Below are 13,899 nucleotides of genomic sequence, written 5' to 3' on the forward strand. Positions count from 1 at the left end.
ATGATAGAGGGAACTATCTCGCGAATTTCCGGTCCGGTGGTGATCGCCGAGGGGATGCGGGGGTCCAAGATGTACGACGTCGTGCACGTCGGGACCCTCGCCCTCCCCGGCGAGATCATCCGGCTGGAGGGGGACCAGGCCGTGATCCAGGTGTACGAGGACACGACGGGTCTCTCGATCGGTGAACCGGTGAAGAATACCGAGCAACCGCTCTCCGTGGAACTGGGACCGGGACTCATCTCGTCGATATTCGACGGTGTCCAGCGTCCCCTCCCGGAACTCGTGAAGAAGAGCGGGCCATTCATATCGAGGGGGATCTCCGCCCCGGGACTCTCGCGCGAGGCGGAGTGGGAGTTCGAACCGGCGGTCGAGGAGGGCACGCGCGTGAGCGCGGGGACCATCCTCGGTTCCGTGAAGGAGTACCACTTCACCCACTACATCCTCGTCCCGCCCGGGATCGAGGGGAAGGTGGAGAAGATCAGGAGAGGCCGTTTCAGGGTCACCGACCCGGTCTGCGAGCTCGACTCCGGGACGACCCTCACGATGATGCAGAAGTGGCCCGTCAGGAAGGGCAGACCCTACGTCCGGAAACTCGATCCCTCGGTCCCCCTCATCACCGGGCAGAGGATATTCGACTGCCTCTTCCCGCTCACGAAGGGGGGGACTGCCATGATCCCCGGCGGTTTCGGGACGGGAAAGACGGTCTCCGAGCAGACACTCGCGAAGTGGTCGGATGCCCACGTGATCATCTACATAGGGTGCGGGGAGAGGGGCAACGAGATGACCGATGTCCTCTCCGAGTTCCCCGAGCTCGTCGACCCGCGCACGAAACTCCCCCTCATCCAGAGGACGATCCTGATCGCGAACACCTCCAACATGCCGGTTGCAGCACGTGAGGCATCCATCTACACGGGGATCACCATGGCAGAGTACTACAGGGACATGGGGTACGACGTCGCCCTGATGGCCGACTCGACGTCGCGGTGGGGCGAGGCCTTGAGGGAAGTATCGGGCCGCCTCGAGGAGATGCCCGGCGAGGAGGGGTACCCCGCGTACCTCGCGACGAGGCTCGCGGCATTCTACGAGCGGGCGGGCAGGGTCATCTGCCTCGGGCCGGACGGGAGGACGGGGTCCGTCACGATCGTGGGGGCGGTCTCCCCGCCCGGCGGCGATTTCTCCGAGCCCATCACGCAGAACACGCTCCGCATCGCGGGCACCTTCTGGGCGCTCGACACGAGCCTCGCCTACAGGCGCCACTTCCCCTCCGTGAACTGGATCAAGAGCTACTCCCTCTACCTCGACAGCGTCGAGAAGTGGTACACCGAGCGGATGGAGGGCAACTGGAGGGCACTGCGCGACCAGACGATGTACCTCCTCCAGAAGGAAGTGGAACTCCAGGAGATCGTCCAGCTCGTTGGCCCCGACGCGCTCCCCGAGAGCGAGAAGGCCATCCTCGAGGTGACGCGGATGATCCGCGAGGATTTCCTCCAGCAGAGCGCTTACAGCGACACGGACTCGTACTGCCCCCTCGAGAAGCAGTTCTGGATGCTCTCGACGATCATCGCCTACTACGAGGCATCGAGGGACGCGCTGAACAGGGGAGTCTCCCTGCGGCAGATCTCCTCGCTCCCCCTCCGGGCAGAGATCGCGAGGATGAAAGAGGTGAAAGATGTCGGCCAGATCAAGGACCTCGCCGCGAGGGTGAGGATGCAGATCGACGCGCTGGAGGTGGAACACTAAATGGCACCCGCGTCCCTCGTCGACCGCGAGTTCCGGACGGTCAGCTACGTCTCGGGGCCCCTCATCTTCGTCGAGAGGCCAAAGGGCGTCTCCTTCGGGGAGACAGCGAAGATCACTCTCCCGGACGGGGAAGTGCGGAACGGCCAGGTCCTCGACGTCTCGAGGGACCTCGCCGTGGTCCAGATATACGAGGGGACGAGTGGCGTGGACAACAAGAGGACGTCGGTCAGGTTCACCGGCCAGTCTCCCTGCATCGACGTCTCCATCGACATGCTCGGCCGCGTCTTCTCGGGCGTGGGCAAGCCGCGGGACGGGAGGCCGGAGATCATCCCGGAGGATACCGTGGACATCTCGGGGATGCCCATCAATCCGTACGCGAGGGACAAGCCCTCAGACTTCATCCAGACGGGGATGTCGGCGATCGACGGCCTGAATACCCTCGTCCGGGGACAGAAACTCCCCATCTTCTCGGGCTCGGGACTCCCCGCGAACAAGCTCGCTGCCCAGATCGCGCGGCAGGCCCGGGTCCTCGGCAAGGAAGAGTCCTTCGCCGTGGTCTTCGTGGCGATGGGCATCACGCACAAGGAAGCCGCGTACTTCATGAACGAGTTCGAGAGGACCGGTGCCCTTGAGCGCGTCGTCTTCTTCCAGAACCTCGCCGACGACCCGACGATCGAGCGGATCGCGACGCCGCGGTGTGCCCTCTCCGTCGCCGAGTTCCTCGCGTACACCCACGACCTCCACGTCCTCGTCATCCTGACAGACATGACGAACTACTGCGAGGCGCTGCGCGAGATCTCGACCGCGAGGGAGGAGGTCCCCGGGAGGAGGGGGTACCCCGGCTACATGTACACCGACCTCGCGTCTATCTACGAGCGCGCGGGGCGGATCAAGGGGGCGAAGGGTTCGATCACGCAGATTCCCATCCTCACGATGCCGGACGACGACATCACCCACCCCGTCCCGGACCTCACGGGGTACATCACGGAAGGGCAGATCGTCCTCTCCCGCGACCTCTACAGGAGGGGGGCCGACCCGCCGATCGATGTCCTGCCGTGCCTCTCGCGCCTCATGAACCTCGGCATCGGGCCGGGGAAGACCCGGGAGGACCACAGGAACGTTGCCGACCAGCTCTACGCCTCCTATGCTTACGGCAGGGACCTCCGGCGCCTCGTCGCGATCGTCGGGGAGGAGGCACTCACCGAGCTCGACAAGGTCTACCTCTCGTTCGCGGACGACTTCGAGAAGAAATTCGTGACGCAGGGTGACGCAAACAGGACCATCACCGAGACCCTCGAGATAGGGTGGGACCTCCTCGCGAAGCTCCCCGAGGACGAGCTCAAGCGCATCAAGGTCGATTACATAAAGAAGTACCACCCGAGGTACCGCGCGGGGTGAACGGGAATGGAGCAGGTCAATCCCACCCGGATGGAGCTCATCAGGAAGAGGGCCCAGATCAGGCTCGCGGAGCAGGGGAGGGACCTCCTGCGCGAGAAGATGGACGCGCTCATCCAGGAGTTCTTCAAGATAATGGGGTCGGTCTCCCGTTCGCGGGAGGAGCTCGAGGCGGTCGCGGAGAGCGCGTACATGTCCCTCGTGATAGCCCAGGCCGTGGACGATCCCGTCACCCTCCGGTCCGTCTCCTTCGCGACGCGGAGGCAGATCTCGCTCGACATCGGGGGCAAGAACATCATGGGCGTCCCCGTCCCCGTCATCGAGAAGAAGAGGTTCTCGCTCCCCTCGCTCGAGAGGGGCTACAGCATCCTCGGCGTGAGCGGGAGGATAGACGAGACCGCGGAGCGGTTCGAGTCGGAGATAGACCTGATCATCGGCCTCGCGGAGACCGAGACCGCGCTCCGGCGGCTCGGCCACGAGATCCAGATGAACAGGCGGAGGGTCAACGCGCTCGAGCAGGTCCTGATCCCCGAGCTGAAGAGGCAGGCCAAGTTCATCAAGATCACCATCGAGGAGAGGGAACGCGAGGATCTCTTCCGCCTGAAGAAAGTGAAGAAGATACTCAACCGGAAGAAGAAGATGAAGGGGAGACCCCAATCCTGACGCACCAAGGGTGGGGTGTTCGGCCTCTCTCTTCAGTCCTCTCTCTCTTTTCCCCCGAGCCTCTCGCAGACATGTATCAGCGTCTTGAGACCCGGTTCTCTCCGCAGGATGTGTCCCGTGCGCATCGTGACGAGGACGTGGCGCAAGTGGCGGTAGGACTTCATGGGATCACCTTGCTTTTCTCCCGTGTGAGATCGACCACGGATCTTCTCGCGCGGGATGACATAAACCAATGCATGGCACTACTGCCCTGCATGCCGGGTCCGGGGCCGACTCCCCTTGACTCCCTCGCCCCGCGGGTCAGATCGTCGCGGTGAGGATGCGGGATATCTTCTCCACCGCGGCCCTCTGTTCCACCTCGCCTGCCTTCACTTCCCTCCCTATCGCGACGAGATCGAGGACGTCGCGCCTCGAGAGCCTGGAGAACGCGATCTTCTCCCAGGTGCTCCTCTCGATGAAGACCCACGCGTCGCCCAGCGCGTCCTTGAGGAAGCCTATGTCCTCCTGGGAGAGGTCCTTCCATTCATCGCCGAGGTTCTTGCGTATCTTCTCGATGGCCTGCTCGATACTCTTCTCCTTCTGGAGGGAGAACAGTCTCCTCCCTATCTCTGTCCTCGACACGTCCGGCATGTGCCCCCACCTCCCCGTTCGCAATTCCGGGGTAACCGGAAGGGAAATAGACGTCGTGGGGCATAATCCTTTGCCTTGCCCGGGTGGCGGAAAACCTGCCCGATCGGAAAAAAGGCACGATTACGCGGTTTGATCAAAATCAGAATGATTAATAGTGAAAAAAACAGAACTTCTCCAGTCCGAGGGTGTATGCATGTTGCCTCTCCCATTCCTCGTCGTTTTTCCTGCCGTTGTCGCTGCCCTCCTCCTCCTCGTCCCGAGTGACACGTGGAGGAGGCCCATCGTGTGGGCGGGCGCTGCTCTCACGGGCGCCGCGTCCCTCTCCCTCCTCTTCTTGTCCCCCGCGACCGGTCCGTTCTCGATTCCGGCCGGGTACGAAATGCTCACGGAGGGGATGTTCGCCGCCGAGATGGCGATCGCCGTCTTCCTCGCCTACCTCGGGATGAAATACCGAAGGTACCTCGCCATCTTCCTCATCCTCTTCCAGGCGGGCCTGCTCGTCTACTTCGAGAGGGCGAGGGCAGCGACCGGACACGAGGTCGCGCCTGACCTCTTCGTCGATCAACTCTCGCTGGTCATGGCCCTCATCGTCGGGATCATCGGTGGCCTCATCTGTATTTACTCCCTTGGCTACATGGCCACGTACCACGAGAAGCACCCCAGGGTCCCCGACAGGAGGAGGAGTTTCTTCTTCCTCCTCTTCCTCTTCCTCTCGGCCATGTTCGGGCTCATCTTTTCCGATTACCTCCCGTGGGTCTTCTTCTTCTGGGAGGTCACGACCCTGTGCTCGTTCCTCCTCATCGGTTACTCGGGGACCGACGAGTCCGTGAAGAATGCGTTCCTCGCCCTCAACATGAACATACTGGGGGGAATCGCCTTCGCGGGGGCACTCATATACCTCGCGACGGTGGACCCGGGGGGCGGGCTCCTCCACCTCCACTCCCTCATCCGGTCTGGCCACGCGGTCGCGCTCGTCCCCGCGGTCCTGATCGCGTTCGCGGGGATCACGAAGTCGGCACTGCTGCCCTTCTCCGGCTGGCTCGTCGGTGCCATGGTCGCCCCCACGCCCGTCTCCGCACTCCTCCACTCGAGCACGATGGTCAAGGCCGGGGTCTACATCATCGTCCGGTTCGCTCCAGTCCTCACCGGGACGATGGAAGGGCTCATCATCGGTCTCGTCGGCGGGGTGACCTTCCTCCTCGCTTCCGCGATCGCGATCTCCCAGAGCAATGCGAAGAAAGTCCTCGCTTACTCGACGGTCGCGAATCTCGGCCTCATCGTCGCGTGCGCGGGCGTCGGCACATACAGGCTCGTCTGGGCCGCGATCCTCCTCATCATCTTCCATGCCATCGCAAAGTCGCTCCTCTTCCTCTGCGTCGGGACGGTCGAGCACCGCATCGGGAGCAGGGATATCGAGGACATGACGGGACTCATCGTGCGGATGCCCCGGATCTCCGTGATGATGTTCATCGGCATCGCGGGGATGTTCCTCGCCCCGTTCGGGATGCTCATCTCCAAGTGGGCGGCAATCGAGGCGTTCATCGACGCGCAGTTCGGGCTCGCGTTCGTTGCCATTCTCGCCTTCGGCGGTTCGCTCACGGTCCTCTTCTGGTCGAAGTGGATGGGGAAGATCATCTCTGTCTGTCCCGTCGCCGAGAGGGTCGAGAACCGCATCTCGACCGAGAAGTGGGTCGTTCTCACCGTGCTGACGGCCCTCACTGTGCTCGTCTGCCTGGCGTTCCCGCTCATCTCCGCGCACCTCATAGAGCCGTTCGTGCTCGCCGTCTACGGCCAGACGACCCGCCTCTCGCAGGACAACATCACGATCATGGTGATGATGCTCGTCCTCCTCATGATCATGCCGTTCTCCCTCCTCCTCTACAGGGACGAGAAACGCATCGTCCCGGCGTACATGGGGGGCAGGCCCGCGACCCCTGACCTGACGTTCCAGGGCTCCATGGGGGTCCAGAGGCACGTGGGACTCTGCAACTACTACTTCGAGGACGTCTTTGGGGAGAAGAAGCTCTTCATGGCGGGAAGCGCCCTGTGCTTTGGGCTGATCCTCATCGTCGGCACGCTCACCGCGGGGGTGGCGCTCTGATGGACGTCCTCCTCGCTGTCCTCTTCGTCGTCCTCGCGCCGGTAATCGGCGGGCTCGTCGCCGGGATCGACAGGAAGGTCACCGCGCGCATGCAGGGGAGGGTGGGGCCACCGCTCCTCCAGCCATTCTACGACGTCGCGAAGCTCTTCGAGAAGGAGCAGATCCTCGTGACCCCGTCGCAGAACTTCTACATCACCGCCTACCTCGTCTTCATCGTGGTGAGCGGGGCGCTCTTCTTCGCGGGCGGTGACCTCCTCCTCGTGATCTTCGCGTTCACCCTCGCCCACATCTTCCTCGTCCTCGGCGCGTACTCCGCGTACTCCCCCTACAGCTTCATCGGGGCGGAGAGGGAACTCATCCAGATCATCGCCTACGAGCCGATGATCATCATCTCGGCGGTGGGCATGTACATGGTCACGAGGAGTTTCTACGTGGCCGACATCATGGCCGCGAAAGTCCCGCTCATCTCCTACCTGCCGGGAGTATTCGTCGGTTTCCTCATGGTGCTGACCATAAAGCTCAGGAAATCCCCGTTCGACCTCTCCACCTCACACCACGCGCACCAGGAGATCGTGAAGGGAGTGACGACCGAGTTCTCGGGGCCCATGCTCGGCAGGGTCGAGATCGCGCACTGGTACGAGAACGTCTTCCTCCTCGGGTTCATCTACCTCTTCTTCGCCGCGAACCCGCCGGTCGCGATCCTGGTCGTCGCGATCGTTTACTTCCTGGAGATCCTCGTCGACAACACGTACGCGAGGGTCACGTGGCAGCTCACGCTCAAGAGCGCGTGGATCATCGCGGGCCTCATGGGACTCGCGAACCTCGGCATCCTGTACTACCTCTCGGAGGTGCTCCACGTATGAGCTTCCTCCCGCGGTCCCCGTGGATCCTCCACTACGACGCGTCGAGCTGTAACGGGTGCGACATCGAGGTCCTCGCCTGCCTCTCCCCCCTCTACGACGTGGAGAGGTTCGGGATCGTGAACACCGGGAATCCCAAGCACGCGGACGTCCTCGTCATCACCGGCGGGATCAACGAGCAGAACCGCGAGGTCGTCAGGAACATCTACGACCAGATGCCCGACCCGAAGGTCGTGGTCGCGGTGGGCATCTGCGCGTGCACGGGAGGGGTCTTCCGCGAGTGCTACAACGTCGTGGGAGGTATCGACTGCATCCTCCCCGTCGACGTGTACGTCCCGGGCTGCGCTGCGCGGCCCGAGTCCATCATCGACGGTATCGTCCGGGCACTCGCGATCCTCGGGGAAAAGAGGAAGCTCCTGGAAACGAAGCGGACCAAGGAGCAGGGCGGGGAGGACACCGCGCCGGGAGGCCGGAAATGACACGGGATAGCCAGCACATTACCCTGATCGAACCCATGGAACTCCTCGGGAAGGTCGAAGAATTCAGGAAACAAGGGTACCGGCTCGTCCAGATCCACTGCACGAAGGGAGACGGTACCTACGAGATCAACTACTCGTTTGACCTCGACTACGAGATGCGCACACTCCGGGTAGTCACCGACGGGAAGACCGAGATCCCGAGCATCTCCGGGATGTACTGGGGTGCATTCATCTACGAGAACGAGATGCACGACCTCTTCGGGATTCGCGTCGCGGGGATGAACATCGACTACGGGGGCAACCTCATCAGGACCGCGAGGAAGTTCCCGTTCTCGCAGCCGGCGTTCCGGGGGGAGGGCCCATGCCCCGGCGAATAGTGGTGCCCTTCGGGCCCCAGCACCCCGTCCTCCCCGAGCCCATCCACCTCGACCTCGTCCTGCGGGACGAGTACGTCGAGGACGCGATCCCCTCGATCGGCTACGTCCACAGGGGCCTCGAGACCCTCGTTTCGAAGAGGGAGTACCCCGAGTTCGTGTACATCGCGGAGAGGACTTGCGGCATCTGCAGCTTCATCCACGGCATGACGTACTGCATGGCGGTGGAGAACCTCGTCGACTGCGACGTTCCCGAGAGGGCCCTCTTCCTCCGGACAATCTGGTCAGAGTACTCGAGGCTCCACTCCCACCTCCTCTGGCTCGGCCTCTTTGCCGATGCCCTCGGGTTCGAGAACCTCTTCATGTCGTGCTGGAAACTCCGTGAATCGGTGCTCGACGTCCTCGAGGAGACGACGGGGGGGAGGGTCATCCAGGGGAGCTGCAAGGTGGGGGGCGTGCGGCGCGACATCCCCGGCGAGACGCTGGAGCGGATGAGGGCCGGACTCGACGCGATCGAGCGCGAGGCAGGCGAGATCGCGGACGTATTCCTCCGTGACGAGTCGATCCTCTCACGCACCCGGGGCGTCGGCACGCTCTCCCGCGACGAGGCCTACACCCTCGGCGCTGTGGGGCCCACCGCGCGGGCGAGCGGCGTGGGCATCGACCTCCGGAAGACGGGCTACGCGGCCTACGGGAAGCTCTCCTTTTCACCCGTCGTCGAGACTGCCGGGGACTGCCACGCGAGGTGCGCCGTCCGCGTGAAGGAGCTCTTCACCTCCATAGACCTGATACGGCAGGCAATCGCGAAGATACCCGACGGCCCGATCGAGGACAAGCCCAAGAAAAACCCGGAAGGGGACTCTTTCGCGCGGGCAGAGCAGCCGCGGGGAGAGCTCGTCCACTACGTCAAGGGGAACGGGACGCGGCACCTCGTCCGGTCGCGGATAAGGACACCCACGCTCACGAACATCCCCCCGCTCGTGAAGATGCTGCGGGGGTGCAACCTCGCCGATGTGCCGGTCATCGTCCTCTCGATCGACCCGTGCATCGGCTGCGCGGAGAGGTGAGGCACGTGGGATACTTCGAGATGGCAAAGGTGGCACTCCTCACGGTGCTGAAGAAGCCGGCGACGCGGCGGTACCCCGCGGTCCCCGCGAAGAGCACGCCCCTCTCGAGGGGGCAGGTCACGATCGATCCCTCCCGCTGCATCTCCTGCGGTCTCTGCATGAAAAAGTGCCCTGCCGGCGCGATCTGCGTGAGGAAAGAGGAGAAGACGTGGAGCATCGACCGGCTGAAGTGCGTCGTCTGCAACTGCTGCGTGGACGTCTGCCCTGCGCGGTGCCTCGCGATGGAGACGGCGTACCACCCGTGCGTGACGGGACACAGCGCTGTCGATACCTACGCGATCACGTACGTGAAACCCGAGAGGCCGAGGAAGCCAGCGGGCGACGGGGAAGACAAGGTCACCCAGTAGCCGGTTCTCCCCCTTCCCCGCGGGCGCGGCGCACTGCACCGAGGAACCGGCGGGCATGGAGGTCCGCGAGGAAGAGGGACTCGGGCAGCCCGTGGTCCCGCGTGCACCGCGCGACAACGTCGATCGCCGCGGGGAGGGTCACGCGGTAGCCCGCCGAGATGCAGACCGGTCTCTTCCCCTCGCCCGGTCTCCAGAGGACGCCCACAACCTCGCCGCCCATGGTCACGGCCGACATCGCCCCGCGGGTGTTTCCCGGGGGTACCGCCTCCATCCCGCGGAGGAGGCTGCCTGCGACTCCGATCGTCGGGACGCCGAGCACGACTCCGAGGTGGGTCGCGATCCCGGCCCTCCGCGGGTGCGCGTAGCCGTGACCGTGGACGAGGACGACGTCGGGGAGATCCGGGAGGAGGCGGAATGCCGCGAGCAGGACAGGGATCTCGCGGAACGCGAAGTACCCCGGGACATAGGGGGCAACGGCGCGCGACGTAGCCGCGGCACGGACTTCCTCGCGGAGGGAAGGGTAATCCACCACGACCACGCAGGCCGCGGCAAAATCCCCCGAGTAACTCGCGTCGGTGCCCGCGACCCTCTCCAATTTTCCCGCGTCGACGGGTTGACGGCGGGATGCGACCCCCGCGACCTCCCTTTGAATCCCGCGGGCCCACGCGCACGGCAGGGGCAAAGACCCTTCCCCCATGCGTCCGGGACCGGGATCATCCCTCCCCCCCATCACTCCTCCCCCTTCGCACGCCCCGTGTTCCCCGGGGCGGGAATTTCCCGTCGCGGCGGATAATGACACCCCTCGTCGCCCCCCTGTGTACCTTTTTTAGCGGCAGAGCGATAAGTACATGTACCATGGAGGATGGGAGTTCCCCCGGCGCAAGCGACATGACGAAGACGATCGTGCGGGAGGAGGTCCCGGACTCCTTCGAGGAGCTCTCCGAGTACCTCGAGGTCCTCTCGAACAGCCAGCGCTTAAGGATACTCAAGATGCTCGAGAAGAAACCCCGCGACGTGCGGACGATCGCCTCCGAGATCCAGACGAGCTACGAGAACACGAAGAAACACCTCGACCGGCTGATGGCCATGGGGCTCATCAGGAAGGAGGTCGGACTCGGGCAGGAGACGTCGAAGGGCGTGCACCCCGTCTGGAAGTACTCGCTCGTCCCCGGTGCGATGGAGGCCGTCATCCGGAACCTCGGCTTCTTTTCCAACATGAGGATCCAGCTCGCGGACCAGGACCTAAAGAGGAGACTCGGGGAAGTCCGGTCCGCGATAGAGGGGGAGATCACGGGGAACAGGCCGGTTCTCATCGTTCTCGGGGGGCCACAGGACGGGAAATTCTTCTTCATAGGGGAGGGCGGCGCGAGGATAGGGAGGATTGACCAGACTGTCACGGCCGACGAGTCGCGGGACGTCGTGCTCGCGAACGACTACTCGTCGGTGAGCCGCATCTCCCGGCCCCACGCCGTCCTGCGGAAAGAAGGGAAAAAGTGGTTCATCGAGGACCGTGGGAGCACGGGCGGGACGTTCCTGAACGGCAATCCCCTCCGCAAAGGGGTCGCCGCGGAGGTCGCCGACGGGGACCTCATTGAGCTTGCGAAGGGTCCTGCAGGCGCAAAGCTGCTCGTCATCCTCCCGGGCGGGGGATCCTGAACGCAGATCCATCCGGTCTTTCCCCGTATGCACAGATCGCTCGCAGTCCCCGTGGCCGCGCTCGTCATCCTCGGTCTCCTCTCCGTGCCGGCCTGCGCCGAGAAGACCCACGTCATCACCGCGACCGCGGGGGAGGGGGGCGTGATCTATCCCTCGGGAAACGTCATGGTGAAGCACGGGGAGAACCAGATCTTCGTCGTCGAGGCGGCCGAAGGGTACAGGATCGGGGACGTCACCGTCGACGGGAGGTCCCTTGGCCCCGTCTCTTTCTACACGTTCACGAACGTCCGGCAGGACCACTCGATCACCGCGACCTTCATTTCACTCACCGGCGCCCTCGAGGTCGAGTCCCGGCCCGCGGGTGCATCGGTCTTCCTCGACGGGACGTACCTTGGGAAGACAAGGGAGGAGGGGCCGGCGAGATTCGGCGGGATAAGAGCCGGGACGTATTCCCTCTCGATCGTCCTCGAGGGATACGAGGAGTACGCGACGGTGGTCCAGATCGCGGAGGGAGCGACGACCAAAGTCCCGCTCGTCGAGATGGTGCCCCTTCCGACCACGGTCCCCACGACAGTCCCCACGACGACCCCCGCTCCCACGACCCAGACGACTCCCCCGACAACCACTCCCACCACGGTGCCCACGACCACACGCACAACGACGCCCACCACAGTCCCCGCGACGACCCCCGCTCCCACGACCCAGACGACTCCCCCGACAACCGCCCCCACCACGGTGCCCACGACAGTTCCCACAACGACCCCCGCTCCCACGACCCCGACGAGCCCCCCGACAACCGCCCCCACCACAGTGCCCACGACCACACGCACAACGACGCCCACGACAGTCCCCGCGACGACCCCCGCTCCCACGACCCCGACGAGCCCCCCGACAACCACTCCCACGACGGTGCCCACGACCACACGCACAACGACGCCCACCACAGTCCCCGCGACGACCCCTGCTCCCACGACCCCTACGAGCCCCCCGACAACCGCCCCCACCACGGTGCCCACGAGCCCACCCGCGAGCCCTGCAACGACCGCCCCGACCACGGCCGCGCCACCCGTTCTCCCGCCGGGAGAGGATGGCGGGAATGCTGCCGTTCCCGCGGTGCCGCTCTGGACGCTCCTCGTCCTCGTGACAGGCTTCGCAGCGACGGTCGTCCTCGCGAGGGATACCCTCTCGTCCGCGAGGATCCCCACGGTCCCGTTCGGGAGGCGCCTCGTGTTCGTCCTCGTCACCGGCATCCCCTGCGCCGCGCAGGTCGTCGCGCTCCTTGCCACGATCCGGTCACCGCCAGCGGGGACTGGGATCTTCCCCGAACTCGCCATCCTGGTCGTCCCCGTCTCCCTCTTCCTCGTGCTCGCCTCTTTCGGCCTGCTCATCGGCGCCGTCCTCTCGTGGCCATTCCGAGGCGTGCTGAGAGCGCACACGGTGGCAGGTGCCGCGATCGTATTCTTCTCGCTCACCGCACTCGCCCGCGGCGACGACCCTAACCCGCTCGTGACAGGGCTCTTCCTCTTTTCCGGGCTCCTCGCCGCTCTCGGGTCCCGGTGGATCGAGGGGCAGTTCCCGCGCGAGGGGGAGCAGGAGGGGGCACCCCCAGGGCAGGGGGAGTCGCCGGCGGTCAATGGCGCGACGGCCTCCGGCCGCGTCGGGAATTTCCCGGCAGAACTCGCGGAGAAGTACGAACCGGTCGCATTCCTCGGATCCGGTGGCCTCGCGCACGTGTACCGCGCCATAGACCGTGCATCGGGACGCGAGGTCGCACTCAAGATCCCCCTCAGGTCCGACGAGGTCACGGGGAAGTCGTTCCTGAAGGAGATCAGGGGGTGGGAGGGGCTCTCCCACCCGCACATCGTGAAGGTGTACGAGGCAAACATCCTCCCGGTTCCCTACCTCGAGATGGAGTACATCGGCCGGACACTCGCCGACATGGAAAAACCACTCCCCGTCCGGGAGGCCGCCCGCATCTGCCGCGACATCTGCAGGGGGCTTGCGTACGCGCACGCAAAGCAGGTCATCCACAGGGACATCAAGCCCCACAACATCCTCGTCACCGGTGACGGAATCCCGAAGATCTCGGACTGGGGGATGAGCAAGGTCATGGACGTGCCCGGGATGCCGACGGTCACCGGCTTCTCCCTCGCGTACGCGGCGCCGGAACAGCTCTCCCCCGGGACGTTCGGGGAGACCGACGCGCGGACGGACATCTACCAGCTCGGGTGCGTCCTCTACGAGCTCCTGACCGGGAGGGTTCCCTTCCCGGGAACGGACGCGGCCGCGGTGACCGCGGCGATCCTCTCCTCCGTTCCCCCGCGGCCCTCGGAGATCAACCCGGCGGCAGAGCCACTCGACGGGATCGTGATGAAGTGCCTCGAGAAGAGACCCGCCGACAGGTACCAGTCCGCCGCCGAGCTCGAGAGGGACCTCGACGCGTTCCTCTCGCGGTCGCTGCGGGAGGGCGATCTCGACATATTCGAGGACCCGTGAGGGGAGGGTGCGCCGGGCCGATCTCCCACGG

The 13,899-nt window shown here is 64.8% G+C and carries 14 protein-coding genes; 11 read left to right on the top strand and 3 right to left on the bottom strand.

Annotation, left to right across the window (positions count from 1 at the left end; translation table 11 throughout):
- From QFX32_02880 to QFX32_02890, 3 genes are read left to right on the top strand one after another with little or no spacing between them, the layout of a single operon-like run.
- Nucleotides 1–1,740: a V-type ATP synthase subunit A gene (locus tag QFX32_02880; GenBank protein MDI9632984.1), complete on the top strand. Its 1,740-nt coding sequence runs from the start codon at nucleotides 1–3 to the stop codon at nucleotides 1,738–1,740.
- On the top strand, nucleotides 1,741–3,138 hold the full coding sequence (locus QFX32_02885) for a V-type ATP synthase subunit B (GenBank protein ID MDI9632985.1): 1,398 nt from the start codon (nucleotides 1,741–1,743) through the stop codon (nucleotides 3,136–3,138).
- Nucleotides 3,139–3,144: 6 nt separating this feature from the next.
- The gene (locus QFX32_02890; protein MDI9632986.1) at nucleotides 3,145–3,798 is read left to right on the top strand and encodes a V-type ATP synthase subunit D; all 654 of its coding nucleotides are present in this window, start codon (nucleotides 3,145–3,147) and stop codon (nucleotides 3,796–3,798) included.
- Between the two features lie 32 nt (nucleotides 3,799–3,830).
- Here QFX32_02890 and QFX32_02895 read toward each other — a convergent pair whose 3' ends face one another.
- Nucleotides 3,831–3,962: a hypothetical protein gene (locus tag QFX32_02895; GenBank protein MDI9632987.1), complete on the bottom strand. Its 132-nt coding sequence runs from the start codon at nucleotides 3,960–3,962 to the stop codon at nucleotides 3,831–3,833.
- A gap of 136 nt (nucleotides 3,963–4,098) precedes the next feature.
- Nucleotides 4,099–4,428, bottom strand: a complete 330-nt coding sequence (locus QFX32_02900) for a hypothetical protein (protein MDI9632988.1) — start codon at nucleotides 4,426–4,428, stop codon at nucleotides 4,099–4,101.
- A 193-nt stretch (nucleotides 4,429–4,621) separates the two neighbouring features.
- Between QFX32_02900 and QFX32_02905 the strand changes: the two genes are divergently transcribed.
- Genes QFX32_02905 through QFX32_02930 form a run of 6 tightly spaced genes read left to right on the top strand, consistent with a single transcriptional unit; the run spans nucleotide 4,622 to nucleotide 9,716 of the window.
- Nucleotides 4,622–6,529, top strand: a complete 1,908-nt coding sequence (locus tag QFX32_02905; GenBank protein ID MDI9632989.1) for a proton-conducting transporter membrane subunit — start codon at nucleotides 4,622–4,624, stop codon at nucleotides 6,527–6,529.
- Entirely contained in the window at nucleotides 6,529–7,392 is an 864-nt protein-coding gene (locus QFX32_02910) for an NADH-quinone oxidoreductase subunit H (GenBank protein MDI9632990.1), read from the top strand. The genes QFX32_02905 and QFX32_02910 overlap by 1 nt, the downstream gene beginning before the upstream one ends.
- A complete protein-coding gene (locus QFX32_02915; GenBank protein MDI9632991.1) occupies nucleotides 7,389–7,868 on the top strand; it encodes an NADH-quinone oxidoreductase subunit B family protein in 480 nt (159 codons plus the stop codon). Before QFX32_02910 ends, QFX32_02915 begins: the two co-directional genes overlap by 4 nt.
- Nucleotides 7,865–8,245 carry an NADH-quinone oxidoreductase subunit C gene (locus QFX32_02920; GenBank protein ID MDI9632992.1) on the top strand — a complete coding sequence of 127 codons (381 nt, stop codon included), beginning with the start codon at nucleotides 7,865–7,867 and terminating at the stop codon, nucleotides 8,243–8,245. Before QFX32_02915 ends, QFX32_02920 begins: the two co-directional genes overlap by 4 nt.
- Complete coding sequence (locus QFX32_02925) at nucleotides 8,230–9,309, top strand: nickel-dependent hydrogenase large subunit (GenBank protein ID MDI9632993.1); 1,080 nt, start codon at nucleotides 8,230–8,232, stop codon at nucleotides 9,307–9,309. Before QFX32_02920 ends, QFX32_02925 begins: the two co-directional genes overlap by 16 nt.
- 5 nt (nucleotides 9,310–9,314) lie before the next feature.
- A complete protein-coding gene (locus QFX32_02930) occupies nucleotides 9,315–9,716 on the top strand; it encodes a 4Fe-4S binding protein (GenBank protein MDI9632994.1) in 402 nt (133 codons plus the stop codon).
- Here the strand turns inward: QFX32_02930 and QFX32_02935 are convergent.
- Nucleotides 9,706–10,398, bottom strand: coding sequence for an endonuclease V (locus tag QFX32_02935; GenBank protein MDI9632995.1), 693 nt, complete (start codon nucleotides 10,396–10,398; stop codon nucleotides 9,706–9,708). The two genes, QFX32_02930 and QFX32_02935, sit on opposite strands and share 11 nt — an antisense overlap.
- A 173-nt stretch (nucleotides 10,399–10,571) precedes the next feature.
- On the opposite strand from QFX32_02935, the gene QFX32_02940 reads away from it, so the two are divergent.
- Both QFX32_02940 and QFX32_02945 read left to right on the top strand, forming a co-directional pair.
- A complete protein-coding gene (locus QFX32_02940) occupies nucleotides 10,572–11,372 on the top strand; it encodes an FHA domain-containing protein (protein ID MDI9632996.1) in 801 nt (266 codons plus the stop codon).
- A 27-nt stretch (nucleotides 11,373–11,399) separates the two neighbouring features.
- On the top strand, nucleotides 11,400–13,868 hold the full coding sequence (locus tag QFX32_02945) for a protein kinase (GenBank protein ID MDI9632997.1): 2,469 nt from the start codon (nucleotides 11,400–11,402) through the stop codon (nucleotides 13,866–13,868).
- The last annotated feature ends 31 nt before the right edge of the window (nucleotides 13,869–13,899 follow it).

Origin of the sequence: Methanolinea sp. (assembly GCA_030055515.1) — an archaeon.
Classification (GTDB): Archaea; Halobacteriota; Methanomicrobia; order Methanomicrobiales; family Methanospirillaceae; genus Methanolinea_A.